Genomic DNA, 26,060 nt, shown 5'->3' on the forward strand with positions numbered 1-26,060 from the left:
CGGCCGCCCCTACCGCCCCGACACCCCGCCGATCAGCGCAGCCACCAGCGCCGCCCGGCGGGGGAGTTCGGCGAGGAGGGCGTACTCGCCGGGTGCGTGGGCGTGGTCGCCGACGGCGCCGAGGCCGTCCAGGGTGGGGATGCCGATCCCCGCGGTGAAGTTGCCGTCGGAGCCGCCGCCGACGGCCACCGCCGGGAGTTCGCCGAGGTCCAGGCGGGCGGCGGCGTCCCGGGCCAGGGCGAGGAGGCCGGCGCACTGCTCGGGCTCCATCGGGCGGCGGTTGACGCCGCCCTCGACGAGGACCCGGGCCTCCGGGTGCCGGGGCTTCAGGGCGAGCATCCGGGTGTGGAGGGCGTCCTGGTCCGCAGCGGTGGCGGCCCGGGCGTCGATCTCCACATGGGCGGTCGCCGGCACGGTGTTGGTCGTGGTGCCGGCGGCCGCGACGGTCGGGACGACGGTGAGCGAGCCGGCGCCCATCGCGTCGATCTCCTGGACCAGGGCGGCCAGTTCGAGGAGGGCGTTGACCCCCTTCTCCGGTTCCAGCCCGGCGTGGGCGGCGCGGCCGGTGACCCGGACCGTGTAGCGGCTGACACCCTTTCGGGCGGTCTTGAGCGCCCCGCCCGCCGAGCCCTCGGTCACCAGGACGGCCGAGCAGCCCGCCGCCACCCGCTCGATCAGCGGGCGGAAGACCGGCGAGCCCAGCTCCTCGTCGGTGGTGAGGAGGAGGCCGCACCCGGTGGCGTCCGGGCCGCCCGCCGCCGCCATCGCGTACATCGCCTGGACGACGCCCGCCTTCATGTCGAAGGCGCCCGGCGCGGAGATCCGCAGCTCGTCCCTGAGCGGCCGCGGCCAGTCGGCGAGGGTGCCGATCGGCCAGACGGTGTCCAGGTGGCCGAGGAGGAGGACGCCGCCCGGCGCGGGCTCCCAGAGGAGGGCGGGGCGGCCCTCCTCGGTGAGCCGGCCCGGCGGCCGGCCGAGCAGCCCGGTACCGAGGGCGGCGGCGTGCTCGGCCACGGCGTGGAGGGCGGCCAGGTCCTCCGAGGGGGACTCGATCCGGCAGAGGTCGAGCACCGCGCCGGCCATCTCCTCGGTGCGGGCGGCCAGGTCGGCGAGGAGCCCGGGGCGGACGGCCATCACCGCGCCTCCGCACGGCCGGCGTCCTGCGCGGCAGCCGGGCCGGCACCCCGCGCCTGCGAGCTCTCCCGCCGCACGGTCTCCGGCCTTACGCTCTCCGGCCGCACGGTCTCCCGGCGCACGGTCAGTTCGGCGAGGACCTCCGGGATCGGGGTGACGCCGATGCCCGGTCCGTCCGGCACCGCGATCCGGCCGTCGGCAACGGTGAACGGCTCGGTCAGGTCCTGGCGGAAGTAGCGGTCGGAGCCGGAGATGTCGGACGGCAGGGTGAAGCCGGGCAGCCCGGCGAGCGCCAGGTTGGCCGCCCGTCCGACGCCGCTCTCCAGCATCCCGCCGGCCCAGACCGGCACCCCGGCGGCCGCGCAGACGTCGTGCACCCGGCGGGCCTCCAGATAGCCGCCGACCCGCCCGGGCTTGATGTTGACGATCCGGCAGGCGCCCATCGCGATCGCCTCGTGGGCGGCCCGCGCCGAGGTGATCGACTCGTCCAGGCAGATCGGCGTCTCCAGGCCGGCCGCGGCCAGCTGGGCGTGCCCGGCGACATCCTCCTCCGGCAGCGGCTGCTCGATCAGCAGCAGGTCGAAGCGGTCGAGGGCGCGGAGGGTGCGGAGGTCGTTGCGGGTGTAGGCGGCGTTGGCGTCCACCTGGAGCAGCACCTCGTCCCCGAAGCGCTCGCGGACGGCGGCGACCGGCGCCAGGTCCCAGCCGGGCTCGATCTTGAGCTTGATCCGGGCGTAGCCGGCCGCCAGGTATCCGCCGACGGCGTCCAGCAGCGCGGGCACGGAGTCGTGGATGCCGACCGAGACGCCCGAGCTGACCGAGGCCTGGACGGCGCCCAGGTAGGCCGCCAGCGGCATGCCGGCCGCCCGGAGCTGGGCGTCCAGGACGGCGGTCTCCAGGGCGGCCTTGGCCATCCGGTGGCCGTGGACGGGGGCCAGCGCCGGGGCGACGGCCGCGGCGGTCACGTCCGGGAGGGCGAGCAGCCGGGGGAGCAGCTGGTCCGCGAGCACCCGGTGGGCGGCCTCGGTGTACTCGCTGGAGTAGAGGGGCTCGGCCATGGCCACGCACTCGCCCCAGCCCTCGGCCCCGTCCGCGACGACCCGCACCAGCAGGACGTCGCGGCGAGTCTGGGTGCCGAAGGAGGTGCGGAAGGGGGCGACCAACGGCAGGTCGAGCCGCAGCAGTTCGACGAGGTCGATCTTCATGCGAGGGGGCTCTCCTCAGGTGTCGGGGCAGGCTCGGTGCGGAGGGGTTCGGACGGCGGTACGAGGGTGCAGCGGCCGTCGGCGGTCACGCCGGTCCAGCGGTAGCCGGCGTCCAGCAGCGGCGCCATCCGCTCGCGCAGCGCGTGCCGCCAGGCCAGGGCGTGGGCGGGGGGCACGGCGATGGGGAGCCGGAGGACCACGCGGGGGCTCTCGCTCGCGTCCCCGCCAGCGGACGCACCGGTGCTCGTAGCGGCGCGGGTGCCCGCGTCCGCGTCCGTACCCGCGCGCGGCGACCGCGGGGCTCCGCCGGAGCGGCGGTCGGCGACCGGCTCGCCGTCCGCCCCGGGGCCCAGCACCGGTTCCTCCGCCGGGGGCGGGCCGGGGTCGGGGGCCGGGCCGGACAGCTCCCAGTGGACGAGCACCCGGTCGCTCGGCAGCCCGCTGTTCCGGCTGTCCGGCATCTCCCCGTAGTAGTCCGGGAGGTAGCCGACGCCCGCGGCTCCCAGCCGGTCGATGTTGAAGACCGCGTTGCGGTGCACCAGCGGATCGAAGGTCCAGGTCATAGCCGTGATCCCGCGGTCCAGGCACCACCGGCGCTGGTGCTGCTTGATCGCCCGGCCGATCCCCGTCCCCTGGCGGGCCGGGTCGACGCCGACGATGTGCGAGTGGAGGGCGGGCCGGTCCGGGGAGCGGAACCCGAGCGCGCCGCCGACCAGCCGCCCGTTCCCGTCCCGGGCGCCCAGCACCATCCCGCCGCACTGCGCCAGGGCGCGCAGCACCGCGAAGGGGACCAGCGGGGCCGGGGAGCCCCAGATCCGGTCCAGCAGCGCGCCCAGGGCCTCCAGCTCCTCCCGCCGCCGGAGGTCGGTTATCCGCAGATCGTCGGTCATGGCCGCAGCGTTCATGACCGCAGCCTGCCCCGCCGGGCGCGGCTGGGCGTCGTCCCCCGCGTCAAGCGGACCGCGGCCGGATTGTGTCCTGCCACAATCCATCCCTCCCCGCGGATCGCTCCGGACCCGTACGATGCCGCCATGCAGGGCGAACTGACGGTGCGCGGGCTGGTGGAGCAGCTGGGCTCCGCCGTCCTGCGCCTGGCGGCCGAGTCCGGCCGCCCGGGCAGCGAGGACCGCGTGCTGGGCAGCGTCTCGATCCACGACCCGGGCGCGGAGGGCGCGGCGGAGGAGGTCCCCGGCGCGGGCGGGGTGGTGCTCGGCGTCGGCCTGCGCGACCACGCCGAGCTGCGGGCCCTCGCCGAGCGCGCGGCCGCCGCCGGCGTCCACGCCCTCGCGGTGAAGGGGCCCCTGCCCGACCCCTGGGAGGACTGCCCGCTGCCGGTCATCGAGGTGAACCCGGGTGCCTCCTGGCTGCACATCGCCACCACCGTGCGGGAGCTGCTGCTGGACCGGGCCCGCTCCCGGGTGGAGCCGGCCGCCGGCCCCGGCGACCTGTTCGGCCTCGCGCAGGCGATCGGCTCGCTGCTCGGCGCCCCGGTGACCATCGAGGACCCCTCCTCCGCCGTCCTCGCCTGGTCCTCCGGACAGGACGGCACCGACCCCGGCCGGATCGAGACCGTCCTCGGCCGGGCGGTGAAGCGGGAGCGGCTGGAGGTGCTGAACGCCCGCGGCGACTTCGCCCGGCTGCGGGCCAGCGAGGACCCGGTGTTCATCGAGCCGGTGGCACCCGGGATGCTGCCCCGGGTGGCCATCGCGATCCGCGCCGGCTCCGAGGTGATCGGCTACGTGTGGGCGGTGGCCTCCGCACCTCTCCCGCCCGAACTGTCGGCCCGGCTGCGCGAGTTGACGCCGATGGTGGCCCTGCACCTGATGGGCGCGCGGGCGGACCGGATCCGGCAGCGCGAGTACCGGCGGGAGCTGGCCGCCGCCGTGCTCGGCGGGGGAGCGGCGGCCGCCGACGCCGCGGCCCGGCTGCGGCTGGACGCCGGGCCGCTGTGCGTACTGGCGGCGGCGCCGCGGTGGGAGGCCGAGGCGGGGGCGGATCCGGCCGCGGCCGCCTCCGCGGCCCGCCGGCAGCGCTTCGAGGACGAGCTGGACCGCTATCTCTCCGCGATGCACCCGTCCGGCGTCGCCCTCTCCGCGGGCGCCACGGTGTACGCGGTGCTGGCCTGGCCGCAGCGGACCCCCGAGGAGGCGGAGGCCCGCTCCCGGGCCCTGGCCGCGGACTTCCTGGAGAGGTCGCCCGCGGGCCGGGGCTTCGCGGCCGCCGTCGGCGGGCCGGCGGCCGCGGTCGGCCGGATACCGACCGCGCTGCGGCAGGCGGACGCCGTGCTGCGGGTGCTGTGCGGCGCCGACGCACCGGAGTGGGAGGCCCGGGGCCTCGCGGCGGACGGCGAGCCGGTGGTGGCGACCGTGCCGGAGGCGATGCTGCCGGTGCTCCTCAACGGCCTCGCGGACCGGGTGCGGGAGCTCGGCCTGCCGGCCGAGTCCGGGCCGGTCCGACGGCTGCGCGAACTGGACGGGCGGGACGGCCGGCGGGGGGTGCTGGGGGAGACCCTGGCCGCCTACTTCGCGGCCGGCGGCAACACCGAGGCCGCGGCCGAGCGGCTGCGGATCCACGTCAACACCATGCGGTACCGCCTCCGCCGGATCCGCGAGGCCGGCGGTCTGGACTTCGCCGACGCCGACGCCATGCTCCTCGCCCAGCTCCAGCTGCGGATGGGGCGGGCGGCGTCGCCGGAGCCGTTCGGCGGACTTTGACGGAACCGACAGTTGTCCACCGGGAAGCCGGTGATCCGGCACAAGAATCACCGGCAGGACGCCCCCACACTGCTTCTCGACGGTTCTCGAACGACCCGTGTCGGGTGGCTGGGAGGCGGTATGCAGATCCGGGAGAGCTTGATCCGCGGCGCGGTGGTCGCCGACGGTGGGGGCGGCGAGCCGGCCCCGGCCGACGTCCTCGTCGACGCGCGGGGGAGGATCGCCGCCGTCTCGCCGCCCGGTTCGATCCCGCCCGCCGACCGGGCCACGGTGGACGCGACCGGGCTGGTCCTCGCCCCCGGCTTCGTCGACGTCCACTCGCACGCCGACAACGCCCCGCTGCTCGCCGAGGACGACACCAGCAAGATCCTGCAGGGCGTCACCACCGAGGTGGTCGGCAACTGCGGCTTCTCGCTGGCTCCGATCGGCCCGGCCACCGCCGCCGAGATGACCTCCTTCAGCCGGCGGATCTTCCCCCCGCTCGGCATGGAGTGGCGGGACTGGTCGGAGTGGACCGCCCTGCTGGACTCGCGCGGCTACGTCACCAACTACGCCCCCCTGGTCGGCCACGGCACCCTGCGGATCGCCGTCCTCGGCATGGCCGACGCCACCCCGGACAGGGCCCAGCTCGCCGAGATGGCGGGCCTGCTGGACAAGGCCCTGGAGGGCGGGGCGTTCGGCATGTCCAGCGGACTGGTCTACCCGCCGGCCGTCTTCTCCGAGACCGAGGAGCTGGTCGCGCTGGCCGCGCGGCTCGGCCGGGAGCGGCTCTACACCACCCATATGCGCGGGGAGGGCGACTCGCTGCTCCAGTCCCTCGCGGAGACCGCGCGGATCGGCGCCGAGGGCGGCTGCCCGGTGCACATCTCCCATCTCAAGTGGACCGGGCGGAGCAACTGGGGCCGGATGCCCGAGGCCCTGGCCGCGATCCGGCGGGCCGCCGAGGACGGCCTCGCGGTCAGCAAGGACATCTACCCCTACCCGGCCGGCTCGACCATGCTCACCGGCCTCCTCCCGCCCCCGTTCCTCGCCGACGGCGACGAGGGCGTCCTCGCCCGGCTCGAATCCGCCGAGTCCAGGCGGCAGTTGGCGGTGATGATGGAACGCGGTCTGCCGGGCTGGGACAGCCACCAGCACTCGGCCGGCTGGGACGGCGTCCTCGTCTCGACCACCGCCAGCCACCGCTACGAGGGCCGCACCATCGCCGAACTCTCCGCCGCCCTCGGCGAGCCCGAACTCGACGTACTGGTGCGGGTGCTGCGCGAGGAGCGGCTGCGGGCCAGCATGGTGATCTTCTCGATGGACGAGGAGGACGTCCGCACCGCCTTCGCCGACCCGGACACCATGGTCGGCACCGACGGCCTCCCGCCGGGCACCGGAGGCAAGCCGCACCCGCGGCTCTTCGGCACCTTCCCGCGGATCCTGGGCGAGTACGTCCGCAAGGCGGCGGTGCTGCCGCTCGGCGAGGCGGTCCGGCGGATGACCGCCGTCCCCGCCCGGACCTTCCGCATCCCCGACCGGGGGGCGGTCCGCCCCGGGCTGGTCGCCGACCTGGTGGCCTTCGATCCGGAGTCGGTCGGGCACGAGACCGACTACCGCGACCCGGTGCGCCCGCCGACCGGCATCGCCTGGGTGATGCAGGCGGGCCGGCTGGTCGTGGACGGCGGCCGCTACCTGGGCCCGCGCTCCGGCCGCCGGCTGAGCCCGGCCGACTGACCGACCCGATCCCCGGCCTCCCGAGCCTCCGCAGCCTCCGTAGCCTCCCCAGCCTCCGTCCCCGCGTACCGAGTTGGAGTCCGCATGCCTCCGAGTACGGCCCTCCGCCCGCGCAGACCGGCCCCCTCCGCCCGCCGGGTCACCGCGGTGACGGTGACCATCCTCTTCGTGGCCTGGATCGTCGACTACGTCGACCGCCTGGTCATCTCCACCGCGCTGCCCAGCATCGGCAAGGAGTTCGGCCTCGACCACACCCAGCAGGGCCTGGTCATGACCGTCTTCTTCATCAGCTACGCGCTCTGCCAGTTCCCCGGCGGGATGCTGGCCGACCGGGTCGGCTGCCGCCGGATCATGGTGGCGGCCATGGTCGCCTGGTCGGTCTTCACCGGGCTCACCGGGCTGGCCGCGTCCTTCGGCATGCTGCTGGTGGTGCGGGTGCTGTTCGGGGTCACCGAGGGGGTGTTCCCCGGCGCCTCGCTGAAGGCGGTGACCGAGCGGACCGAGCCGCGCACCCGGATGACCGCGAACGGCATCATGCTCGGCTCCAACCCCCTCGGCGCCGCGCTCGCGCCGCTGATCGCCGCGCCGGTGATCGTGGCCGTCGGGTGGAAGGAGTCCTTCTACTCGGTCGCCCTGGCGGGGGTGGTGGTGGCCGCCGTGCTCTGGTTCTTCCTGCCGGAGCCGCTGCCGCAGGCCGCCGGGGCGGAAGCGGCGGAGCCGGAAGCGGCCCAGCCGGAAGCGGCCGGGCAGCCGGTCCGGCCGGCGGCCGTCCTCCGTCCCGCCGCCCTGATCCGGCGCGGTGTGCTGTGGCGGTTCGCCCTCCTCTTCGCCGGCCAGGACCTGATCGCCTGGGGGCTGACCAGCTGGGTGCCCAGCTACCTGCAGACCGTCAAGCACGTCTCCACCGGGGCCACCGGGGTGCTGGCCTCGATCCCCTTCTTCTGCGCCACGGCGGGCACGGTGGTCGGCGGCCTGCTCTTCGACCGGCTGTTCTACGGGCGCCACCGGCTGCTGCTGGTACCGGCGTTCGCGGTCTCCGGCGTCTTCCTGCTGCTGATGGCGAGCACGCCGTCCACCGGGATGTTCGTCTTCTACCAGTCGGTGTCCATGCTCGCGCTGTACCTCGCCTTCATGCCGATCCTCGGCCTGCCTCTGCGGCTGCTGCCGCGCGAGGTCGCCGGGTCGGCCGCGGGACTGGTCAACATGGGCGGCCAACTCGCGGGCGCGGTGGCCCCGTTCGTGATGGGCTTCCTCTCCGACCGGTTCTCCTTCACCGCCGCCTTCCTCTTCCTGGAGGTCGGTGCGGTGATCGGAATCGGTGCCGCGCTGTGGGCGCCGGAGCGCCCCGAGCAGCTCGCCCGGCACTTCCCCGAGCTCGCCGCCCGCCCGGACGCCCGGTCCGCACCGAACACCGCGAGCACCCGTAACTCCTGACCGGCGGGCCCGGGGCGGCCGTCCGCGCGGGGGCGGAGGCGTCCGTCCTCGCAGTCCACGCCGGGCGCGGCGTCCGGGGCGTGCGCCCCGCGCGGTGCGCCGTGGGCGCGTGCGCGGCCGGCCAGGTGCGGGGCCGCGCTCGGCGGCGGAGTCCCGGCTGCGGCTCGGTGGCCGTTGCCGTTGCCGGGCGTGGCGCGCGGGGGCCTCCATGTCGAGCGGGCCGGACCGCCGGACCGCCGGACCGCCCGACCGCCGGACGCCGCACCGGCCTCGCCGGACGGGCATGCCGGCGGTCGGTTCAGTCCCCGGCCTCGACCTCCGCCTCGACCTCCGCCTCCGACCTCGCCGCTGCCGCTGCTGCCGCCGCCAGGCGGTCGTGGGGGTCGGCCACCAGGCGCCGCTGCGTCACGTCCAGCACGCCGGCCGTGCACTCGGCCTCCGCGGCGACCGTGTCGTCCGGCGTGCCGTCCGCCCTCCGCACCCGGGTGAGGCGGTGGGTGACGGTGAACGGCTTGCGCTCGGTGAAGTGGATTCTCGAGTCCACCTCGACCACGTCGCCGGCCCGCAGCTCGGCGAGGTACCGCATCGTCGAGGCGAGCAGCACCACCGTCACGCCCTGCCGCTCCAGCGCGGGCTGGTCCACCCCGGCCCGCCGGAGGTGCTCCATCCGCGCGTGCTCCGTGTACTGGTGGTAGACGGCCTGGTTGAGATGGCCGTTCACGTCGATCTCGTAGCTCCTGACCTCCACCCGCGTCCTGAACGTCCCGGTCAGCAGCCCGGCACCGGTGATCTCGCGCACCCTTCGCCTCCTCGGATCGGGGATCATCCTCCCCCATCGCACCGCCGGCCCGGCCTACTCTGGGACGCAGGATCGCGGCGGACTCCCCGGGAGGATGCGTGGGCGGCACGGAGCCATCGGACGAGCGGGCGGCTGCCCCCGAGGTCCGCAAGCGGGTGCAGGAGAGCTTCGACCGGCAGGGGCTGATGAGCCACCTGGGCGCGCGGATCACCCTGATCGCCCCCGGGCGCGTCCACATCGAGCTGCCCCGGCGGCCCGAACTCACCCAGCAGCACGGCTACTTCCACGCCGGCGCCAGCAGCGCCATCGCGGACAGCGCGGGCGGCTACGCCGGCCTCACCCTCTTCGACGAGGACTCCGACGTCCTCACCGTCGAGTACAAGCTGAACCTCCTCGCCCCGGCCGTGGGCGACCGCCTTCTGGCCGCCGGCACCGTGATCAGGTCCGGCCGCACCCTGACCGTCTGCCGGCTGGAGGTCTACGGCGTCACCGGCACCGAGCACACCCTCGTGGCCAACGGCCAGCAGACCCTGATCCGCATCACCGCCCCCGGCGGCGGCTGAGGCCCGGCCGCGAGGTAACCCGCCGGTCGGCCCCGCCCCTGGCCCTGAGCCCGGCCCCCGCCCCCGACCCCCGCCCCGGCTCGGATCGGCTTGCGGCGGCCCGGCTCGACCGGAAGGACGACGGCGGTGGCCGGCGCCTCGGGCCGGTCCAGGCGCTGCGGCAGAGGACAGAAGGCAGAGGGCAGAGGGCAGAGTGCGGACGGCCGCGGCCCCGATCGCCTGGCTGTCCACGGCCCGGACAGGCCGCCGGCCCCCGGCAGTGTCCGCAGGCGGACGCCGAGCAGATCCACGACCGGATCGTCCTCCGACGCCAGGTGGTGAACGATCTCGGTGGATATACAGGAACCAAGGGCTGAAAGGCCCGTTCGCGCCCGTCCCTCCGAACCCTGGAGTCACCGAGGATGAAGTCCCACCAGACCCTGCACGACGGCTGGCAGCTGACCGCGGCCGGCGGGCCCGTACCCGAGCACATCGCCGGCCGGACCGTCCCGGCGCAGGTCCCCGGCAGCGCCCATCTCGACCTGCTGGCCGCCGGGTTGATCCCCGACCCCTACCTGGACCGGGCCGAGGAGGAACTGGCCTGGGCGCACCGCGCGGCCTGGCGCTACACCCTCTCCTTCGAGGCCGCGGCCCCCGCCCCCGGCGAGCGCGTCGACCTGGTCTTCGACGGCCTGGACACGGTCGCCGAGGTCCGGCTGAACGGCTGGCTGCTGGGCAGCACGGCCAACATGCACCGGTCGTACCGCTTCGACGTCCGCGAGGCCCTCCGCGCCGGCGCCAACGAGCTGGTGGTGGAGTTCCGTTCGGCGCTGGAGTACGCGGAGGAGCAGGAGCACGCGATCGGCCGGGTGCACAGCTACCCGCACCCCTTCAACATGGTCCGCAAGATGGCCTGCAGCTTCGGCTGGGACTGGGGCCCCGACCTGCAGACCGCCGGGATCTGGAAGCCGGTGCGGCTGGAGCGCTGGGCGGTCGCCCGGCTGGTCGAGGTCCGCCCGCTGGTCACGGTCGGCGCGGACGGCACCGGCCGGGTCGAGGTGCACGCCGGGATCGAGCGCTCCGGTAGCGACGGCGAGGACGGCGGACTCGCCCTCGGCATACGGGTGGCCGGCCGTGAGCACCGGGTCGAGGTGCCGGCGGGGGAGGACACCGCGGTGCTCGCCGTCGAGGTCCCCGACGCCGACCTGTGGTGGCCGGCCGGCTACGGGGACCAGCCGCTCTACGACCTCTCCGTGGAGCTGAACGACGGAGCCGGCGGCGCCGCCCTCGACTCGGCCGAGCACCGGATCGGCTTCCGCACCGTCACCGTCGACACCACACCCGACGACATCGGCACCCCCTTCACCTTCGTCGTCAACGGCCGCCCGGTCTTCGTCAAGGGCGCCAACTGGATCCCGGACGACCACTTCCTGACCCGGATCACCCGCGAGCGGCTGGCCCGCCGGGTCGACCAGGCCCTCGGCGCCCACATCAACCTGCTGCGGGTGTGGGGCGGCGGCATCTACGAGACCGAGGACTTCTACCGGGTCTGCGACGAGCGCGGAGTGCTGGTCTGGCAGGACTTCCCGTTCGCCTGCGCCGCCTACCCCGAGGAGGAGCCGCTGCGCTCCGAGGTCGAGGCCGAGGCCCGGGAGAACGTCGCCCGTCTCACCCCCCACCCCTCGCTCGCCCTGTGGAACGGCGCCAACGAGAACATGTGGGGCTTCTGCGACTGGGACTGGCAGCCCCAGCTCAAGGACCGCACCTGGGGCAACGGCTACTACACCGAGCTGCTCCCGAGGATCGTCGCCGAGCTCGACCCCACCCGCGCCTACTCCGCCAACAGCCCGTACAGCCCCGGCCACCCCCTGGACGAGGTCCACCCCAACGACGAGAACCACGGCACCCGGCACGAGTGGGCGGTCTGGAACGCCCTCGACTACACCGCCTACCGCGACCACATCCCCCGGTTCTGCTCGGAGTTCGGCTTCCAGGCCCCGCCCGCCTGGGCCACCCTGAAGCGCTCGGTCCACGACGAGCCGCTGTCCACCGACTCGCCCGGCTTCCTCCTCCACCAAAAGGCCCACGACGGCACCGGGAAGCTGGAGCGCGGCCTCGCCGCCCACCTGCCCCGGCCGGCCGGCTTCGCCGACTGGCACTGGGCCACCCAGCTCAACCAGGCCCGGGCGGTGGCCTTCGGCATCGAGCACTTCCGCTCCTGGTGGCCGCGGACCGCGGGTGCGATCGTCTGGCAGCTCAACGACTGCTGGCCGGTCACCTCCTGGGCCGCCGTGGACGGCGACGAGCGCCGCAAGCCGCTCTGGTACGCCCTGCGCCGGGCGTTCGCGCCCCGGCTGCTCACCGTCCAGCCGCGGGACGGCCGTTCGGCGGTGATCGCGGTGAACGACACCGACTCCGAGTGGCGGGGGGTGCTGCGGGCCGAACTCCAGGACTTCGACGGGTCGGTGCGGCAGACGGCCGACATCGAGCTCGCGGTGTCCCCCCGGTCCGCGGCCCGGTTCGACCTCCCCGACCCACTGCTGAAGCCGGACCGCGCCGACCGCGAGGCCCTCGTGCTGACCTGCGAGGGGACCCGTACCGTCCACACCTTCCTGGAGGACCGCGAACTGGCCTACGAAACACGGCCGTTGAGCGCCACCGCGACCGCCGTGCCGGGCGGCTACCGGGTGGACGTCCGGGCCCGCTCCCTGGCCAGGGACGTGTCCCTGTTCGCAGACCGCCTCGCCCCCGACGCCGAGGCCGACGAGATGCTGGTCACCCTCCTCGCCGGGGAGTCCCACTCGTTCCTGATCCGCACCGGCGAGCGGCTGGACCCGGCCGAACTCACCGGTCCGCTGGTCCTCCGCACGGCCAACGACCTCCGCGAACCCGCCTGAGCCGACCCCGCCGGAGTCGGCCCCGTCTGGGCCGGGCCCGTCTGGGCCGGCCCCAACGCCTCCGCGCCGGCCCTGATCCCGTCGGCATCGCGGTGAAGGCGTGACCCAGGCCGGGCGGGGCCGGGCCGGAGCGCACATGTCGCGTCCGGCCCGGCCCCGCCCGGCCCGTTCGAAGCTCAGGCCCGGCGGGCGGAGCGTCCGCGCCGGAGGCGGAGCAGCGGCACCAGGTTGAGGAGGAGGCCGATCCCGGCGACCACCGTCACCAGGTTGGCCCCCGGGCGGTAAGGCCCGAAGTCGGCACCGGTGTGCGCGGTCCCCGCGACCAGCGCGGTGACCAGGGCCAGCACCAGCGCGGCGCCCACCTGTCCGGAGGTCTGCACCAGGCCGGAGGCCAGGCCCTGCTCGGAGTCGTCGATCCCCTCGGTGGCCTGCGACATGATCGAGCTGAAGCCGAAGGCGAACCCGCCGCCCAGCAGCAGCATGGTCGGCAGCACGGTCGTGGCGTAGTGCGGGGTGCTGCCGGCGGTGGCCAGGAACCAGAGGTAGCCGAGGGTCAGCGAGGTCATCGAGGCGATGATCAGAGGGGCCGTGCCGAAGCGGTTGACCAGCCGGCCGACCAGCGGCGAGCCGACCGCCACCACCACGCCCGCGGGCAGCAGTGCCAGCGCCATCCGCAGCGGCGACCAGCCCAGTCCGTCCTGCAGATACAGGGTCATCATGAACTGGAAGCTCATGTAGGAGCCGAAGAGGGCGATGATGCTGAGGTTGGCCCGCACTGTGGAGCCGACCCGCAGGATGCCGAAGCGCACCAGCGGGTGCGGATGCCGCCGCTCGATCACCACGAAGGCGGTCAGCAGTGCGGCGGCGAGGAGGAACGAGCCCAGGGTGAGCGGCGCCGTCCAGCCGTGGCTGGGCGCCGCGACCACGGCGTAGACGGCGAGGAGCATGCCGCCGGTCAGGGTGACCGCGCCGGCCGGGTCGTGGCCGCCGGTCTCCGCCCGCCGGTCGCGGGGGATCAGTACGGCGCCGACCACCAGGGCCAGCAGGGCCAGCGGGACCGGGGTGAGGAAGGTCCAGCGCCAGCCGAAGCCGGTGAGCAGCCCGCCGAGGATCAGCCCGGAGGAGTAGCCGCTGGCGCCGAAGAGGGAGAAGACCGAGAGCGCCCTGTTGCGTGCCGGGCCCTCCGGGAAGGTGGTGGTGAGGATGGAGAGCGCGGTGGGCGCGGTGAAGGCGGCGGCCAGGCCCTTGACGAAGCGGCTGGCGATCAGCAGCCCGCCGTTGTCGACCAGTCCGCCGAGCAGTGAGGCGGCGGCGAAGACGGCCAGTGCGGTGAGGAAGACCTTGCGCCGGCCGAGGAGGTCGGCGGTGCGGCCGCCGAGCATCATCAGCCCGCCGTAGCCGAGGACGTAGCCGTTGACGATCCACTGCAGGGCGGTGGGCGACATCCCGAGGGTGCGGCCGATGGAGGGGAGCGCGACGCCGACCATCGAGACGTCGAGCCCGTCGAGGAAGAGGACCAGGCAGAGCACCGCGAGGACGCCCCACAGCCGAAGCGGCCAGCGCAGGGACGATGAGGATGCGGCCGCGGCTGCGCCTGCGCCTGCGGTTGCCGGTATGGCTGCCGCCGGTGCGGCTTCCGGCGCGGTGTCGCGGGTCGGGTCGGCTGTGGTCGCCGGCGGGGCGACGACGGTCTCCGTCGAGTGGGTCATGGGGAAGACACTACATGCATGTGCATCTACTGTCGACGCATTTAATGTTCCCGCAATCAATGTATATGCATTGTGCACCCATGAGCGCTACGATCGACCCGTGCCTGTAACCCTGAGCGGAGAAGCCGCGCTCGTCGACCGCTGGCGCTCCCTGCTGTCCTGCTACAGCCAGGTGGCCCACGATCTGGACCGCGAGCTGCATGCCGAGCACGGCCTGACCATGAGCGACTTCGAGGCCCTCGACCGGCTGGTGGCCTTCGACGGCTGCCAGGCCCGCGTCCAGGACCTGGTCGGGGACATGCACCTGAGCCAGAGCGCCCTCTCGCGCACCGTCGCGCGACTGGAGAAGGGCGGGCTGGTCCAGCGTGCCATGTGCGAGACGGATCGTCGCGGGGTTTTCGTCACCGCGACCGAGACCGGCCGCGCCCTCCACGCCGAGGCCCGCAGGACCTACCTCGCGGTCCTCGACCGCCACCTCAGCGAAGCCCGCTGACCGTTCCTCCCGGTTTCCCGCGGCCGGTGACCCGCGGCCGGTGACCGACGGCCGGCGCTGCTCAGCGCCTGGTCCGGTACCTGGTCAGGACCACGCCGCCGGGAAAGGTCCGGGTCTCCAGCAGGTCCAGCTCCACCCAGCCGTCCAGCGCGGCGAAGAACGGCGTGCCGCCGCCCACCATGACCGGATGGGCGACGATCGCGTACTCGTCGATCAGCCCGGCCCGGATGGCCGCCCCGGCCAGCGTCGCGCCGCCGATGGTCATGGGGCCGCCGTCCTCCGCCCTGAGCCGGGTGATCTCGGCGGTCGCGTCCGCCGTGACCAGGCGGGCGTTCCCCTCGACCTTGTCGATCGTCGAGGAGAACACCACCTTGGGCGTCTCCCGCCAGTTCCGGGCGAACGCGATCTGCGCCGGGGTGGCCCCGGGCTGCTGGTCGCCGGTCGGCCAGTAGGAGTTCATCGTCTCCCAGAGCTTGCGCCCGTACAGCGAGAGGGAGTTCGCCTCCTCGTGTTCGAGCCACCACTGGAACAGCTCGGGGCTCGGCGGCCCGCTCCAGCCGATGTCGTCGCCGGGCGCGGCGACATAGCCGTCCAGGGTCAGGTTCATGGCGTAGATCAGCTTCCGCATCGCCCGGCCTTCCGTCCGTGGGTGTGGCTGCACCTCCTGGAGACCAGCGTGGCGCGGGAGAATCATCGGTGCGCGATCAGGCGGGCTGCGGGGCGGCCAGGGCGGTCTCCCAGTCGGAGCGCGCGGCGACCGCGGCCCGCCAGCGGCGCAGTGCGCGGGGCGGCACGCCGACGCCCAGGGCCCCGGTGAGCCGGTCGCCGGTGCGGTAGGCGACCAGGAAGGCTCCCTCCGCCGGATCGCCCTCCACCACCCGGGCCTCGTCGTGCCCGCGCAGATGGCCGTAGGCCTGCAGCTTCACCTCGTACTGGTCCGACCAGAAGTACGGGACCGGGGCGAAGGGCACGGCCCGGTCCGGGCGGAGGAGGTTGCGGGCGGCGGCCATGGCCTGCTCGGCGGCGTTGGTGCGGTGCTCGATCCGCATCTCGGCGTCGAACAGCGGGTTGTGCCAGCGAGCCACGTCGCCGGCGGCGTGGACGCCGGGGGCGGCGGCGGTGGAGGCGTCGCAGCACAGGCCGTCGTCCAGGCGCAGCCCGCTGCCGCGCAGCCAGTCGGTGTTGGGCCGCGAGCCGACGGCGACCAGGACGTCGTCCACGGGGATCCGGCTGCCGTCGGTCAGCCGCACACCCGTCGCCCGGCCGCCCGAGGCGGTGATCTCGGCGACGCCGGTCCCGGTCCGCAGGTCCACCCCGCGCTCGCGGTGCAGCCGGGCCAGGAAGGCGCCCACCTCCGCGCCGACCGCGTGGGCGAGCGGGATCGGCGCCGGCTCGACCACCGTGACCGGCACGCCGAGGCGGCGGGCCGCCGCGGCGACCTCGGTGCCCAGGAAGCCGGCGCCGACCACGACCAGCCGTCCGCCCGCGCCGAGTCGCTCCCGGAGGGCGGCGGCGTCCTCCAGGGTGCGCAGGACGTGGACGCCGGGGAGGTCGCAGCGGGGGAGCGGCCGCGGCCGTACGCCGGTGGCGATGATCAGGCCGTCGTAGCCGATCCGGGTGCCGTCCGCCAGCGTCACCGTCCGGTCGCCCGGGTCCAGGGCGGCGGCCGGGGTGCCGAGCCGGAGGTCCAGGCCGAGGGCGTCGATCTCCTCGGGCCGGCGCAGGGCGGTCCGCTCGGCCGTCCAGGTGCCGTCCAGGACCTGCTTGGAGAGCGGGGGGCGGTCGTAGGGGAGGTGGGCCTCCTGGCCGACCAGGGTGAGGGGGCCGTCGAAGCCCTCCCGGCGGAAGGTCTCGGCCGCGGCCAGGCCCGCCGCGGAGGCGCCGACGACGGTGATCCGGCGCGGTGCCGCGCCGGCCGGCGCAGCCGTCACTCCTCCACCAGCCGGATGGCCGCGGCCGGGCAGATCGCCGCCGCCTCCCGCACGTCGGCGTGCCGGTCGGGGGCGGGCCGGCGGCTGAGCAGTTCGACGATGCCGTCGTCGTCCTGGTCGAAGACGTCGGGGGCGGCCAGGACGCACTGTCCGGACGCGACGCACCTGGGCTGGTCGACCTCTACGCGCATGGGGGCTCTCTCTCGTTGCGTGGGCTGTGGGGGGACTCTGGGGGTCTCTTGGGGGGACTGCCCAAGGGCCGCCGGGGGACTGCCCGGAGGCTGTCGGGGACTACCAGGTGACGGGGAGTTCATAGACGCCGTAGACGATGCCGTCGTGCTTGAACTCGATCCGCTCCGGCTCGGTGGCCAGTGCCAGGGTCGGGATGCGGCGGTAGAGGGTGCCGTAGACGACCTGGAGCTCCATCCGGGCCAGCGGCTGGCCGAGGCACTGGTGGACGCCGTAGCCGAAGGCGACGTGGCGGCGGGCGTCCCGGGTGAGGTCCAGGCGGTCGGGGTCGGCGAAGGCCCCGGCGTCCCGGTTGGCGATGTCGTTGGCGAAGACCAGGCCGTCCCCGGCCCGGATCGTCTGGCCGCCGATCTCGATGTCCTCCAGCGCCACCCGCCGGCGACCGGAGTGGGTGATGTTGAGGTACCGCAGCAGTTCCTCGACCGCCGAGGCGACCAGAGCGGGGTCCTCCGCCTCGCGGAGGAGGGCGAGCTGGTCCGGGTTGCGGAGCAGTGCCAGGGTGCCGAGGGCGATCATGTTCGCGGTGGTCTCGTGCCCGGCGGCCAGCAGGAGGACGCCCAGCCGGGCCGCCTCGCGCCGGGTCATCTCGCCGGTGGCGACCCGCTCGGTGGCCAGCCGGGACAGGACGTCGTCCCGGGGGTGGGCGAGCTTCTCGGCCAGCAGCCCGTCCAGGTAGTCGGTGAGGGCGCCGTTGGCGGCGTCCACCTCCTCGGCGGTCGAGGTCCTGCGGACCACGATCCGGGTGTTGCGCTGGAAGAACTCGTGCTCCTGGTACGGCACGCCGAGCAGTTCCGAGATGACCAGGCTGGGCACGGGCAGCGCAAAGGCGTCGACCAGGTCGGCCGGCTTCGGCCCGGCGAGGATCTCGTCGATCAGGTCGTCCACGATCCTCTGCACGGCCGGCCGCATGGCCTCGATCCGCCGGATGGTGAACGGGGCCGTCACCATCCGCCGGTGCCGGGCGTGCTCGGGGTCGTCCATGGTGAGGAAGGTCCGCAGGACGCCGCTGGAGGTCCGGCCGCCGGCGCTGCGGTGGGGATAGCCGGGGTGCTCGGAGTCCGCGCTGATCCGGGGGTCGCCGATGAGGGCCCGGAAGTGGTCGTACCGGGTGATCAGCCAGGGGGTGGAGCCGTCCCAGATGCGGACCCGGGAGACGGGCTCCTCCGCCTGCAGCGCCTGGAGGTTCGGGGGCGGGTCGAAGGGGCAGCCGGCCGCCCGCGGCGAGGGGAACTCGGGCAGCTCGGGCAGCTCGGGCGGTCCGGCTTCGTCGGTCTCGGCGGACGCTTCGGGGAGGGTGTCGGTCATGCGCGCCTCCGTTGCAGAGGACTGGTTCAGAGGACTGGTTCGTTCTCTGTCCTAACAGTGTTAGGCCGTTCTTGGCAATGACATGACGGAAACCTGGCGGCCCGCAGCGGTGCTATTCGGCCAGCGCCAGACCGAGGAGCTCGTCGGCCATCTCGGCGATCGCCGCCCGGTCCGCCGGGAACGGCATCGCCATCGCCAGGGCCACCATGCCGTGGAGGGAGGACCAGACCAGCCTGGCCACCCGGGCGTCGCTCGGAGCCGCCTCGTCCCGCGGGCCGCCCGCCGGATCGTTCCGGCAGGCCGCGACGGCCTCGGTCCAGGCCTGCGAGACCTCCCACAGCGGGTGGGGGCTGGCCTCCGGGCGGGCCACCTCTATCCGCTCGATCGCGAACATCAGCCGGTAGTGCTTGGGGTGGTCGAAGGCGAACCCGCAGTACGCCTGCGCCATCGCGCGCAGCGCGGCGCGCGGGCCGTCCACCGCGCCCTCCTCCCGCGCCTCTCGCAGGCATTCGGTCAGGCGGTGGTAGAGCTGCTGGGTCAGCGCCTCCATCAGCTCCGCGCGGTCCCGGAAGTGGAGATAGATGCTCGGTGCCGCGATCCCCACCTCCCGGGCCACCGCGCGGAGGGACAGGTCGCCCTCCCGGCCGGACCGCATCAGCAGCCGCGCGGCGGCCACCAGGATCTCCTGCCGCAGCGCCCCGCCCTCACCGCGTCTGCTGGGCGTACGCCGCTTGAACTCGTCGGACACGTCGCTTCCTCTGCCGGCCGTCTCGGGGCCTGACAGTGTATGGGCGCGCGGCGGGCCCGCCCCGGCTCACCAGGTGACGGGGAGCCGGTAGACGCCGTAGATCAGCGCGTCGTGCTTGAACGGGATCTCGTCGAGGCCGGCGGCCAGGCGCAGGGTGGGGATGCGGCGGTAGAGGGTGCCGTAGACGACCTGGAGCTCCATCCGGGCCAGCGGCTGGCCGAGGCACTGGTGGACGCCGAAGCCGAAGGCGACGTGCCGGCGGGCGTCGCGGTGGATGTCGAGCCGGTCGGGGTCGCCGGTGAAGGCCTCGGCGTCCCGGTTGCCGATGTCGTTGGCGAAGACCAGCGGGTCGCCCGCCTTGATCAGGACGTCGCCCAGGCGGATGTCCTCCAGGGCGACCCGGCTGCGGCCGGTGTGGACGATGTTGAGGTAGCGCAGCAGCTCCTCCACCGCGGCGGCGACCGTCCTGGGGTCCTCCGCCTCGCGCAACTCGGCCAGCTGGTCGGGGTGCTGGAGGAGGGCGAGGGTGCCGAGGGCGATCATGTTGGCGGTGGTCTCGTGGCCGGCGATGAGCAGCAGCCGGCCGATCCGGGCGGCCTCGGCGCGGTTGAGCTCGCCGGTCCGGGTGCGCTGCGCCAGTTCGGTCATCACGTCCTCGCCGGGCTCGGCGAGTTTGCGGCCGACCAGGTCGTCCAGATAGTCGAGGAGCTCCTTGATCGCCGTGGAGGCGTCCTCGGCACTGGTGCCGCGGTTGATCAGGGCCCGGCTGCGGCTCTGGAAGAAGTCGTGGTCGGCATAGGGGACGCCGAGGAGGGCGCAGATCACCAGTGAGGGGACCGGGAGGGCGAAGGCCTCCACCAGGTCGGCGGGCCTGGGGCCGGCCAGCATCCGGTCGATGAGGTCGTCCACGATGCCCTGCACGGTGGGGCGCAGCGCCTCCACCCGCTTGATGGCGAACGGCGCGGTGACCATCCGGCGCTGGCGGGCGTGCTCCGGGTCGTCCATCGAGATGAAGGTGCGGCCCTGTCCGCGGCTCTGCTTGGTGCCGGGGCTGGAGTGGGGGTAGTGGGGGTGGGTGTTGTCGGCGCTCACCCGGGGGTCGCCGAGGAGGGCGCGCTGGTCGGCGTGGCGGGTGATCAGCCAGGGGGTGCTGCCGTCCCACAGCCGCACCCTGCTCGCCGGGGCCTCGCGCTGCAACGCGCTCAGCTCGGGCGGCGGGTCGAAGGGGCAGCCGGTGGCCCGGGCGAAGGGATAGTCCGGGATCGGGGCCGAGGGGGTCGAGGGGGCCGAGGAGGCAGTGGCGGGGACGGTGGGGGCGGAGGGGGCGGCGGCGGACTCGGCGGCAGGCGTCATTCCGGCTCCAGTCTTTCGGCGGGGCCATGACAGCTCGATGAGCCCATCGACCCGCCGAGGGAGGAAGTGGTTCGCCCTCTGTCCTAACACCGTTAGGTACGTACGGCAATCATCCGGCCGCTTGCCCGTCAGCGGGACGGCGTGATCCGGCCAGTCGCCGGCCAAGGCCGCCGGCCCATCCGGTGGAGCAGCAGGTCCTGCGCCGACGCGCCCGGGCCCGGGCCCCGGCCGTCCGGTGCGGCGAAGAAGCGGTGGGTGGTCGCGGGCCCGGCCGACACCGGGGTCTCGGCCAGCCCGGCGTAGATGTCGTCCAGGAACCGCCGGATCCAGTCGACCAGTTCGCCGTCTAGCCGGTCGTCGGCGCCCACCGCCCGGGCGAGGTCCCAGGTGTGGACGACGCTGTCGGCGGTCCGCACCGCGAGTGCCTGACGGCCCGTCACCTCGCCCAGCGGGTAGTCGAGTACCCGGTCCAGGGCGCCCGGCGCCGAGAAGGCCTCGGCGCAGTCGCCCACCGAACGCTGGTATGCCCCGACCGGGTCCCCGCCCAGCGCGTCGGCCTCCCGCAGCCGGAGGAAGTCCGCGCCGGCACCGCCCCGCAGCAGGCCGAGATAGCCGAGGTTGCCGCGGGTCATGTGGTTCACCAGTTGCCGGACGTCCCAGTCCGGACACGGGGTGGCCGCGTTCCACTGCCCGGGCCGTACCTCGCGCAGCCGGGCGGCGAACCCGGCGCCGGCCCGGACGTACCGCTCGACCAGGCCCTCGGAGAAGTCGCTCATCACCCCAGTCTCGGCGTCCGCCTCGGCTGGGTCCGGCGGCGGAGCGACCTCGCGCTCGGCGCCTTGACAGTCCCCGCGCCGCCCGCCGATCATCGATCGGTCGAGCGAAGGGGAGCGCAGATGACCGAAGCGTCCGCGGACACCGGTATGCGGCCCCGGGAGCTGGCGCCCGGGCAGCGCACCTGCGTCTGGGTGGCCGGTACGGACTCCGCGCCCCCGCGGCTGGTCCACGAGACCTCGCACCTCCTGCTGGAGGCGCCGAACTTCGGCCCGGACGGCCGCTCCCTGCTGCTCAACGGCGCCGGCCGGCTGTGGCGGCTGGAGCTCGGCGACGGGCGGGCGGCGGAGCCGAAGGAGGTGCCGCTGCACGGCGTCCCGCCGATCAACAACGACCATGTCGTCTCACCCGACGGCCGGCACGTCTACCTGTCCGGCATGGACGGCCACCTCTACCGGGCCCCGCTGTCCGGCGGCGCGGGCACCCGCCTGACCGGCGAGGACGGCAGCCTCCACTTCCTCCACGGGATCGGTCCCGACGGCGGCACCCTGGCGTATGTGGCCATCCCCCGCGGCACCGGCGGCGGGCCGGGCCGGCTCGCCCTGATGCCGGCCGAGGGCGGCCCCGGCCGCCTGGTGGACACCGGCGACGGCCATCTGGACGGACCCGAGTACGCGCCCGACGGCCGGTGGATCCTCTTCAACAGCGAGGCGTTCACCACCGCCCCCGGGCATGCGCAGATCGTCCGGATGCCCGCCGGGGGCGGCCCGCTGGAGCGGCTGGTGGACTCCGAGACCGTCGACTGGTTCCCGCACCTCTCGCCGGACGGCCGGTTCGCCACCTATCTGTCCTTCCCCGCGGGCACCCTCGGCCACCCGGCGGACCTGGACGTCACCGTCCATCTGGTGAGCACCGAGGACTGGCGCACCCCGCTGCGGAGCTTCCCGCTCTTCGGCGGCCAGGGCACGCTGAACGTCAACGGCTGGTCGCCGGACAGCAGCCGCTTCGCCTTCGTCTCCTATCCGGTCAGCTGAGCGGCGGAGACCGGCCCGCCGGCGGGGAGCCGACGGGCCGTCAGGCGGAGGTCCGCAACCGGGGCTCAGGCCTCCTCGACGTCCGAGAAGAGCAGCCGCACCCCGCCGGTCGCCAGGTCGAACACCTTGGCCACGAAGGCCGAGGCCTCCTCGGTGGTCACGGCCCGGCTGGCCGCGTCGTAGTCGGTGAAGTACAGGTCGAGGACCCGATAGGCCGGGGTCGGGCTGCCGTCCTCCTTCGGCCAGACCTTGGCGCTCTCGATCCGCGTCACTCCGGGGATCTGCTTCGCCAGCCTGATCTGCTCGCGGTGGCCGGCCTCGAACTCCTCCGGGGACTTCGGGTTCTCGTAGATCGCGGTGATCTTCGTCGGCATGGTTCCGGCTCCTTCTCCGCCCTTACCGGGCCTTCCAGTTGGCATTGTCGGGAATCGACTTGTCGGGCACCACGACCTGGATGAGCGACGGGCTTCTGGTGTTCGCCATCGCACCCGCCACGGCGTCCATCAATCCGCCGTAGGTGTCCACTCGCCACCCCTGGCAGCCGAACACCTCGGCCAGCCTGCTGTAGTTCCAGGGGTGGAGCAGGCATGACCGGTAGAACGGCTCGTCGGAATGGAAGACCGAGGCGTCGGCGAGCCATTGCTCCACGCCGTAGACGCCGTTGTCGATCACGAAGATGATCGGGTCGAGTCCGAACCGGGTCTGCGTCGAGAGGCATTGGGCGGTCATCTGGAAACCGCCGTCCCCGGAGAAGACCATCACCCGCTGGTCGGGCCGCTTCGCCAGGCAGAGTCCGGTCGCGGCCGGCGCGCTGTAGCCGATCGACGAGTACGAGGACTGGACGACGAACCCGCCCGCGCCGACCACCTTGAGCAGCAGGCTCCCGAAGTAGTTCATGCTGGCGTCGGCACCGATGAGGGTGTGCCGGTTGATGTACTGCTGCATGAAGTCGTAGAACCCCTGGTACGTGATCTCGCCCGAGGTGCGCAGGGACGGCACGGTGTAGGTGGTCTTGGTGAGGGTCTTCCACGCCTTGGGCGGGATCTTCGCCGCCAGCAGGCCGTCGACCAGATGCTCCAGCGCGACCTGTCCGGAGAATCGGGTGCCGAACTTGACCGCGTCGAACGAGGCGAACGCGGTCTTGTCGTAGTCCGGGCTCCAGCCCAGCGAGTTGATGTCGGTCAGCCACACGCCGAGGGCCAGGATGAAGTCGGAGTCCCGGGCCAGGTCGGCGGCGGCCTCCGAGGAGGCCTGGCCGTCCAGGACGCCGATGAACAGCTCGTCGTCCTCGGACAGCACGGCCTTGCTGAGGAGTTCGGTGACGAAGGGGATGTTCAGCTGCCGGATCAGGCTCAGCGTCTTCTCCTGCAGGCCGAGCCGGTCGACCTCGACGCCGACCCAGATCAGCGGATTCTCCGCGTGCTCCAGCGCGGTGCGGATCTCCGCGATCGACTCCTCCAGGCTGCCCGGGTCGGACAGCACCTCGGCCGGCCTCAGACGGCCCTTCGGCGGTTCGCACTCCAGGTCCACCATGTCCTGGAGGAGCTCGATATAGACCGGGCGGCGCTGGCTGACGCACTGCGTCAGCGCGTAGTCGATCAGCATCGGCGCGGTCACCGGATTCTCGATCCGCACCGTCGCCGCCGTGATGTGCTCGAACGACTGCATGTCCGTCTCGCGCCCGCTGATGAAGTGATGGGCGCTGAAACCGGTCTGCTCGAAGACGATGGTCTTCTGGATGCTCGGCGTGCCGTTGATCAGCACGATCGGCACCTTCTCGGCGTAGGCGCCGGCCACCGCGTTCACGGCGCACAGCGCGCCCGCGGAATAGGTGACGCAGAGCGCGCCGATTCCCCGCAGCCTCGCGTAGCCGTCCGCCGCGTAACCGGCGTTCACCTCGTTGACTTCCTCGATGATCTCGATGCTGCTCGGGGTGACGTACCGGTTCAGCCAGTCGATCGAGTAGTCGCCCGCGATGGAGAACAGATGCCCCAGGCCGAGCTGGCTGAGCCGGTCCACCAGATACTTGCCTACCGTGCTGGTCTCGCTCATGGATGGGATCCCTCCGCGGTCAGTAGTCGCTGGCTCCGCCGAACAACCGGGGCAGGTAGATGTCGAATATCCCCGGGCATCTGCGTTCGGGATACCGCTGGAGCAGGAACGCCCGGAAGGCGTCGCCCGTCAGCCCGTCGCCGATGGCCTGCCGGGCGGCCGAGAGGTACTCGATGACGCGGGCGACCTCGTTCTTGTCGGCCGGCAGGCCGTGGCCCGGCATGAACAGCTCGTACTCCGAGACCAGCATCTGCTGCAGGACCCGCACCCAGTGCTCCAGGTGCTTCGTCAGATAGGGGTGGGTGCCGCTGTAGAGCAGGTCCTGGGCGAAGTACACGCCCAGTTCGGGGAGTCCGACGGTGAGGTGGTAGTCGATCTCGGTGTCCGTCACCCGGTCGAAGACGTATCTGACCCCGTCGATGGTCTCCTCGCCGGGCCGGACGCCGTGCTTGGGCACGACGATCTGGTCCGGGACGAGGTCGCCCAGCTTCCAGTGGTCGGCGCGGGACTCCTCGCCGTGCTCCTGGATGAAGTTCATGGTCTCCGGCAGGGTGTGCACCGGCACGTCGGTGAACGCCGCCCCCAGGCCGAACCAGTGGTCCGGGTGCCGGTGGGAGAGGTACAGCCGCTCGATCGGCTTGCCGAGGCCGTCCGCGTACTCCCGGAAGGCCCGCGCGTAGGGCACCAGGAACTGGCTGTCGATCAGGACGAGTTGGTTGCGGGTCTCGACGATGTGGGTGGCGTTGGCGATGTTGCCGGCGGCGAAGGAGGAGACGAAGGTGTGGATGCGGACGTCGCCGGCCTGCTTGACCACCATGGCGATGGGGTCTGTGACCTGACCGAGCATCAGGAGCCTTTCGGGTCGGGCGGTTCGGACGCGGGTCGCGCGGTTCGGGTGGTTCGGCTGGTTCGGCTGGTTCGGACGGGTGGGGCGGTTCGGGGGCTCCGGGCTCAGGCGGGGGAGGCGGTCCGCTCCCGCAGTTCCTCCAGCGCGGCCGCGGCCACCTGGTAGGCGCTGTCCACGCCGGGCACCGGGTCGTCCTCGCCGGGCCGCCAGAACCGCCGGCGGGCCATCCGCATCGAGGAGACGAACGGCGGGATCGCGTTGAACACCTCGACCAGGTACGGCCCCCGGTAGACCGGATCGATCTCGTCGCGGACCACCTGCCACGGGATCCAGCTGTCCCGCACCGCCCCCCGGTCGGGGGCGGAGATGTGGACGTAGTGGAGGCGGTTCTGCCGGACCGCCCGCGCCAGATCCGCGGAGAAGGCCGACGGGCCGCGGCTCTCCATCACCAGCTGGGCGGTGTCGACGGTCACCCCGCCCTGCGGGTGGTCGAGGGTGTCGAGGAAGTCCAGTACCTCCGCGACCATGTTGGGCGGGGGCGTCTCCCAGCTCTTCACCGGCTCGATGGCGAGCTTCACCTCGCGGGCCTCGGCGTACTCCGACAGCTCCTCGAAGACCGCGCGGGCCGCCCGGTAGCGGGGCTCCATCCAGTCCTGGAGGGCGTCGCTCCACAGCGGCTCGCCGTCGTCGGTGAGCGGGAAGACGCCGTAGGGGTAGAGGAACGGCCCGGACATGATGGAGTCCCCGCCCAGCACCCGGGTGATCTCGACCCGGGACTCCAGATAGGACAGGGCCTGCCGGCGCTGCTCCTCGTACGGCGAGGTCGGGTCGAAGGTGCGGGTGGTCCCCACGTTGGTGGTGAACTTCACCCCGGAGAGCCCCGCCCGGTCGAACGCCTTCCGCAGGCCGATGTAGGCGTCGATCTCCCGCTTGTGGTCGACGCCCGGCGGCTGGGTGGCGATGTGGACGTCGAAGCCGCGGTAGCCCATCTCGGTGAGGGCCTTCAGATGGCCGATCAGGGTCTGGCCGTAGCGGGCGTCCTCCGGCCGCAGGTCGGCCGTGAACATGAAGAAGCTGAAGAACACGTCTCGTCCGGACGGGGGGTTCATTCCTGCTGTCCTCCG

General features: G+C 73.6%; 23 protein-coding genes. 7 read left to right on the plus strand and 16 right to left on the minus strand.

Going from position 1 to position 26,060, the window contains the following annotated elements:
- Positions 1 to 9: 9 nt before the first annotated feature.
- Genes BS73_RS32980 through BS73_RS35350 form a run of 3 tightly spaced genes read right to left on the minus strand, consistent with a single transcriptional unit; the run spans position 10 to position 3,229 of the window.
- On the minus strand, positions 10 to 1,134 hold the full coding sequence (locus BS73_RS32980) for a M20/M25/M40 family metallo-hydrolase (RefSeq protein ID WP_235215606.1): 1,125 nt from the start codon (positions 1,132 to 1,134) through the stop codon (positions 10 to 12).
- A complete protein-coding gene (gene menC / locus BS73_RS32985) occupies positions 1,134 to 2,339 on the minus strand; it encodes an o-succinylbenzoate synthase (RefSeq protein ID WP_084704537.1) in 1,206 nt (401 codons plus the stop codon). The genes BS73_RS32980 and menC overlap by 1 nt, the downstream gene beginning before the upstream one ends.
- Positions 2,336 to 3,229 (minus strand): GNAT family N-acetyltransferase, encoded by an 894-nt coding sequence (locus tag BS73_RS35350; RefSeq protein WP_051941273.1) that lies wholly within the window; start codon positions 3,227 to 3,229, stop codon positions 2,336 to 2,338. Before BS73_RS35350 ends, menC begins: the two co-directional genes overlap by 4 nt.
- Before the next feature lie 141 nt (positions 3,230 to 3,370).
- Between BS73_RS35350 and BS73_RS32995 the strand changes: the two genes are divergently transcribed.
- The 3 genes from BS73_RS32995 to BS73_RS33005 all read left to right on the plus strand — a co-directional run bounded on the left by BS73_RS32995 (position 3,371) and on the right by BS73_RS33005 (position 8,203).
- The gene (locus BS73_RS32995; RefSeq protein WP_037578021.1) at positions 3,371 to 5,053 is read left to right on the plus strand and encodes a PucR family transcriptional regulator; all 1,683 of its coding nucleotides are present in this window, start codon (positions 3,371 to 3,373) and stop codon (positions 5,051 to 5,053) included.
- Positions 5,054 to 5,173: 120 nt separating this feature from the next.
- The gene (locus BS73_RS33000; protein WP_037578022.1) at positions 5,174 to 6,769 is read left to right on the plus strand and encodes an N-acyl-D-amino-acid deacylase family protein; all 1,596 of its coding nucleotides are present in this window, start codon (positions 5,174 to 5,176) and stop codon (positions 6,767 to 6,769) included.
- Between the two features lie 84 nt (positions 6,770 to 6,853).
- Positions 6,854 to 8,203, plus strand: coding sequence for an MFS transporter (locus tag BS73_RS33005; RefSeq protein WP_051941274.1), 1,350 nt, complete (start codon positions 6,854 to 6,856; stop codon positions 8,201 to 8,203).
- Between the two features lie 298 nt (positions 8,204 to 8,501).
- Here the strand turns inward: BS73_RS33005 and BS73_RS33010 are convergent, their stop codons facing one another.
- Positions 8,502 to 9,002, minus strand: coding sequence for an acyl-CoA thioesterase (locus tag BS73_RS33010; RefSeq protein ID WP_235215607.1), 501 nt, complete (start codon positions 9,000 to 9,002; stop codon positions 8,502 to 8,504).
- A gap of 185 nt (positions 9,003 to 9,187) precedes the next feature.
- Between BS73_RS33010 and BS73_RS33015 the strand changes: the two genes are divergently transcribed.
- Both BS73_RS33015 and BS73_RS33020 read left to right on the plus strand, forming a co-directional pair.
- Complete coding sequence (locus BS73_RS33015; RefSeq protein WP_084704976.1) at positions 9,188 to 9,565, plus strand: PaaI family thioesterase; 378 nt, start codon at positions 9,188 to 9,190, stop codon at positions 9,563 to 9,565.
- Between the two features lie 401 nt (positions 9,566 to 9,966).
- Positions 9,967 to 12,441 (plus strand): glycoside hydrolase family 2 protein, encoded by a 2,475-nt coding sequence (locus BS73_RS33020; RefSeq protein WP_037578025.1) that lies wholly within the window; start codon positions 9,967 to 9,969, stop codon positions 12,439 to 12,441.
- A 176-nt stretch (positions 12,442 to 12,617) separates the two neighbouring features.
- On the opposite strand, the gene BS73_RS33025 is transcribed toward BS73_RS33020, so the two are convergent.
- Positions 12,618 to 14,150: an MFS transporter gene (locus BS73_RS33025; protein ID WP_084704540.1), complete on the minus strand. Its 1,533-nt coding sequence runs from the start codon at positions 14,148 to 14,150 to the stop codon at positions 12,618 to 12,620.
- Between the two features lie 100 nt (positions 14,151 to 14,250).
- Here BS73_RS33025 and BS73_RS33030 point away from each other — a divergent pair, with 100 nt between their 5' ends.
- The gene (locus BS73_RS33030) at positions 14,251 to 14,643 is read left to right on the plus strand and encodes a MarR family winged helix-turn-helix transcriptional regulator (RefSeq protein ID WP_235215608.1); all 393 of its coding nucleotides are present in this window, start codon (positions 14,251 to 14,253) and stop codon (positions 14,641 to 14,643) included.
- A gap of 61 nt (positions 14,644 to 14,704) precedes the next feature.
- Here BS73_RS33030 and BS73_RS33035 read toward each other — a convergent pair whose 3' ends face one another.
- The 7 genes from BS73_RS33035 to BS73_RS33065 form a co-directional block, all read right to left on the minus strand.
- A complete protein-coding gene (locus tag BS73_RS33035) occupies positions 14,705 to 15,271 on the minus strand; it encodes a dihydrofolate reductase family protein (protein WP_037578026.1) in 567 nt (188 codons plus the stop codon).
- Positions 15,272 to 15,347: 76 nt separating this feature from the next.
- The gene (locus BS73_RS33040; protein ID WP_235215609.1) at positions 15,348 to 16,574 is read right to left on the minus strand and encodes an NAD(P)/FAD-dependent oxidoreductase; all 1,227 of its coding nucleotides are present in this window, start codon (positions 16,572 to 16,574) and stop codon (positions 15,348 to 15,350) included.
- On the minus strand, positions 16,571 to 16,765 hold the full coding sequence (locus BS73_RS33045; RefSeq protein ID WP_037578027.1) for a ferredoxin: 195 nt from the start codon (positions 16,763 to 16,765) through the stop codon (positions 16,571 to 16,573). The genes BS73_RS33040 and BS73_RS33045 overlap by 4 nt, the downstream gene beginning before the upstream one ends.
- 100 nt (positions 16,766 to 16,865) lie before the next feature.
- Positions 16,866 to 18,128, minus strand: coding sequence for a cytochrome P450 (locus BS73_RS33050; RefSeq protein WP_037578028.1), 1,263 nt, complete (start codon positions 18,126 to 18,128; stop codon positions 16,866 to 16,868).
- A gap of 112 nt (positions 18,129 to 18,240) precedes the next feature.
- Positions 18,241 to 18,876 (minus strand): TetR/AcrR family transcriptional regulator, encoded by a 636-nt coding sequence (locus BS73_RS33055; protein WP_037578029.1) that lies wholly within the window; start codon positions 18,874 to 18,876, stop codon positions 18,241 to 18,243.
- 66 nt (positions 18,877 to 18,942) lie between these two features.
- Complete coding sequence (locus tag BS73_RS33060) at positions 18,943 to 20,229, minus strand: cytochrome P450 (protein ID WP_051941275.1); 1,287 nt, start codon at positions 20,227 to 20,229, stop codon at positions 18,943 to 18,945.
- A 128-nt stretch (positions 20,230 to 20,357) separates the two neighbouring features.
- Positions 20,358 to 21,005, minus strand: a complete 648-nt coding sequence (locus BS73_RS33065; protein ID WP_037578031.1) for a TIGR03086 family metal-binding protein — start codon at positions 21,003 to 21,005, stop codon at positions 20,358 to 20,360.
- 120 nt (positions 21,006 to 21,125) lie between these two features.
- Here BS73_RS33065 and BS73_RS33070 point away from each other — a divergent pair, with 120 nt between their 5' ends.
- Positions 21,126 to 22,037 (plus strand): TolB family protein, encoded by a 912-nt coding sequence (locus BS73_RS33070; RefSeq protein ID WP_152617809.1) that lies wholly within the window; start codon positions 21,126 to 21,128, stop codon positions 22,035 to 22,037.
- A 65-nt stretch (positions 22,038 to 22,102) separates the two neighbouring features.
- Here the strand turns inward: BS73_RS33070 and BS73_RS33075 are convergent, their stop codons facing one another.
- The 4 genes from BS73_RS33075 to BS73_RS33090 all read right to left on the minus strand — a co-directional run bounded on the left by BS73_RS33075 (position 22,103) and on the right by BS73_RS33090 (position 26,045).
- The gene (locus BS73_RS33075; RefSeq protein WP_037578032.1) at positions 22,103 to 22,411 is read right to left on the minus strand and encodes an EthD family reductase; all 309 of its coding nucleotides are present in this window, start codon (positions 22,409 to 22,411) and stop codon (positions 22,103 to 22,105) included.
- Positions 22,412 to 22,433: 22 nt separating this feature from the next.
- Entirely contained in the window at positions 22,434 to 24,089 is a 1,656-nt protein-coding gene (locus BS73_RS33080) for an alpha-keto acid decarboxylase family protein (RefSeq protein ID WP_037578033.1), read from the minus strand.
- A gap of 19 nt (positions 24,090 to 24,108) precedes the next feature.
- Entirely contained in the window at positions 24,109 to 24,936 is an 828-nt protein-coding gene (locus tag BS73_RS33085) for an MBL fold metallo-hydrolase (RefSeq protein ID WP_037578034.1), read from the minus strand.
- 104 nt (positions 24,937 to 25,040) lie between these two features.
- Complete coding sequence (locus BS73_RS33090) at positions 25,041 to 26,045, minus strand: sugar phosphate isomerase/epimerase family protein (RefSeq protein ID WP_037578035.1); 1,005 nt, start codon at positions 26,043 to 26,045, stop codon at positions 25,041 to 25,043.
- Between the last annotated feature and the right edge of the window lie 15 nt (positions 26,046 to 26,060).

The sequence above is a fragment of the Phaeacidiphilus oryzae TH49 genome (genome assembly GCF_000744815.1).
Classification (GTDB): domain Bacteria; phylum Actinomycetota; class Actinomycetes; order Streptomycetales; family Streptomycetaceae; genus Phaeacidiphilus; species Phaeacidiphilus oryzae.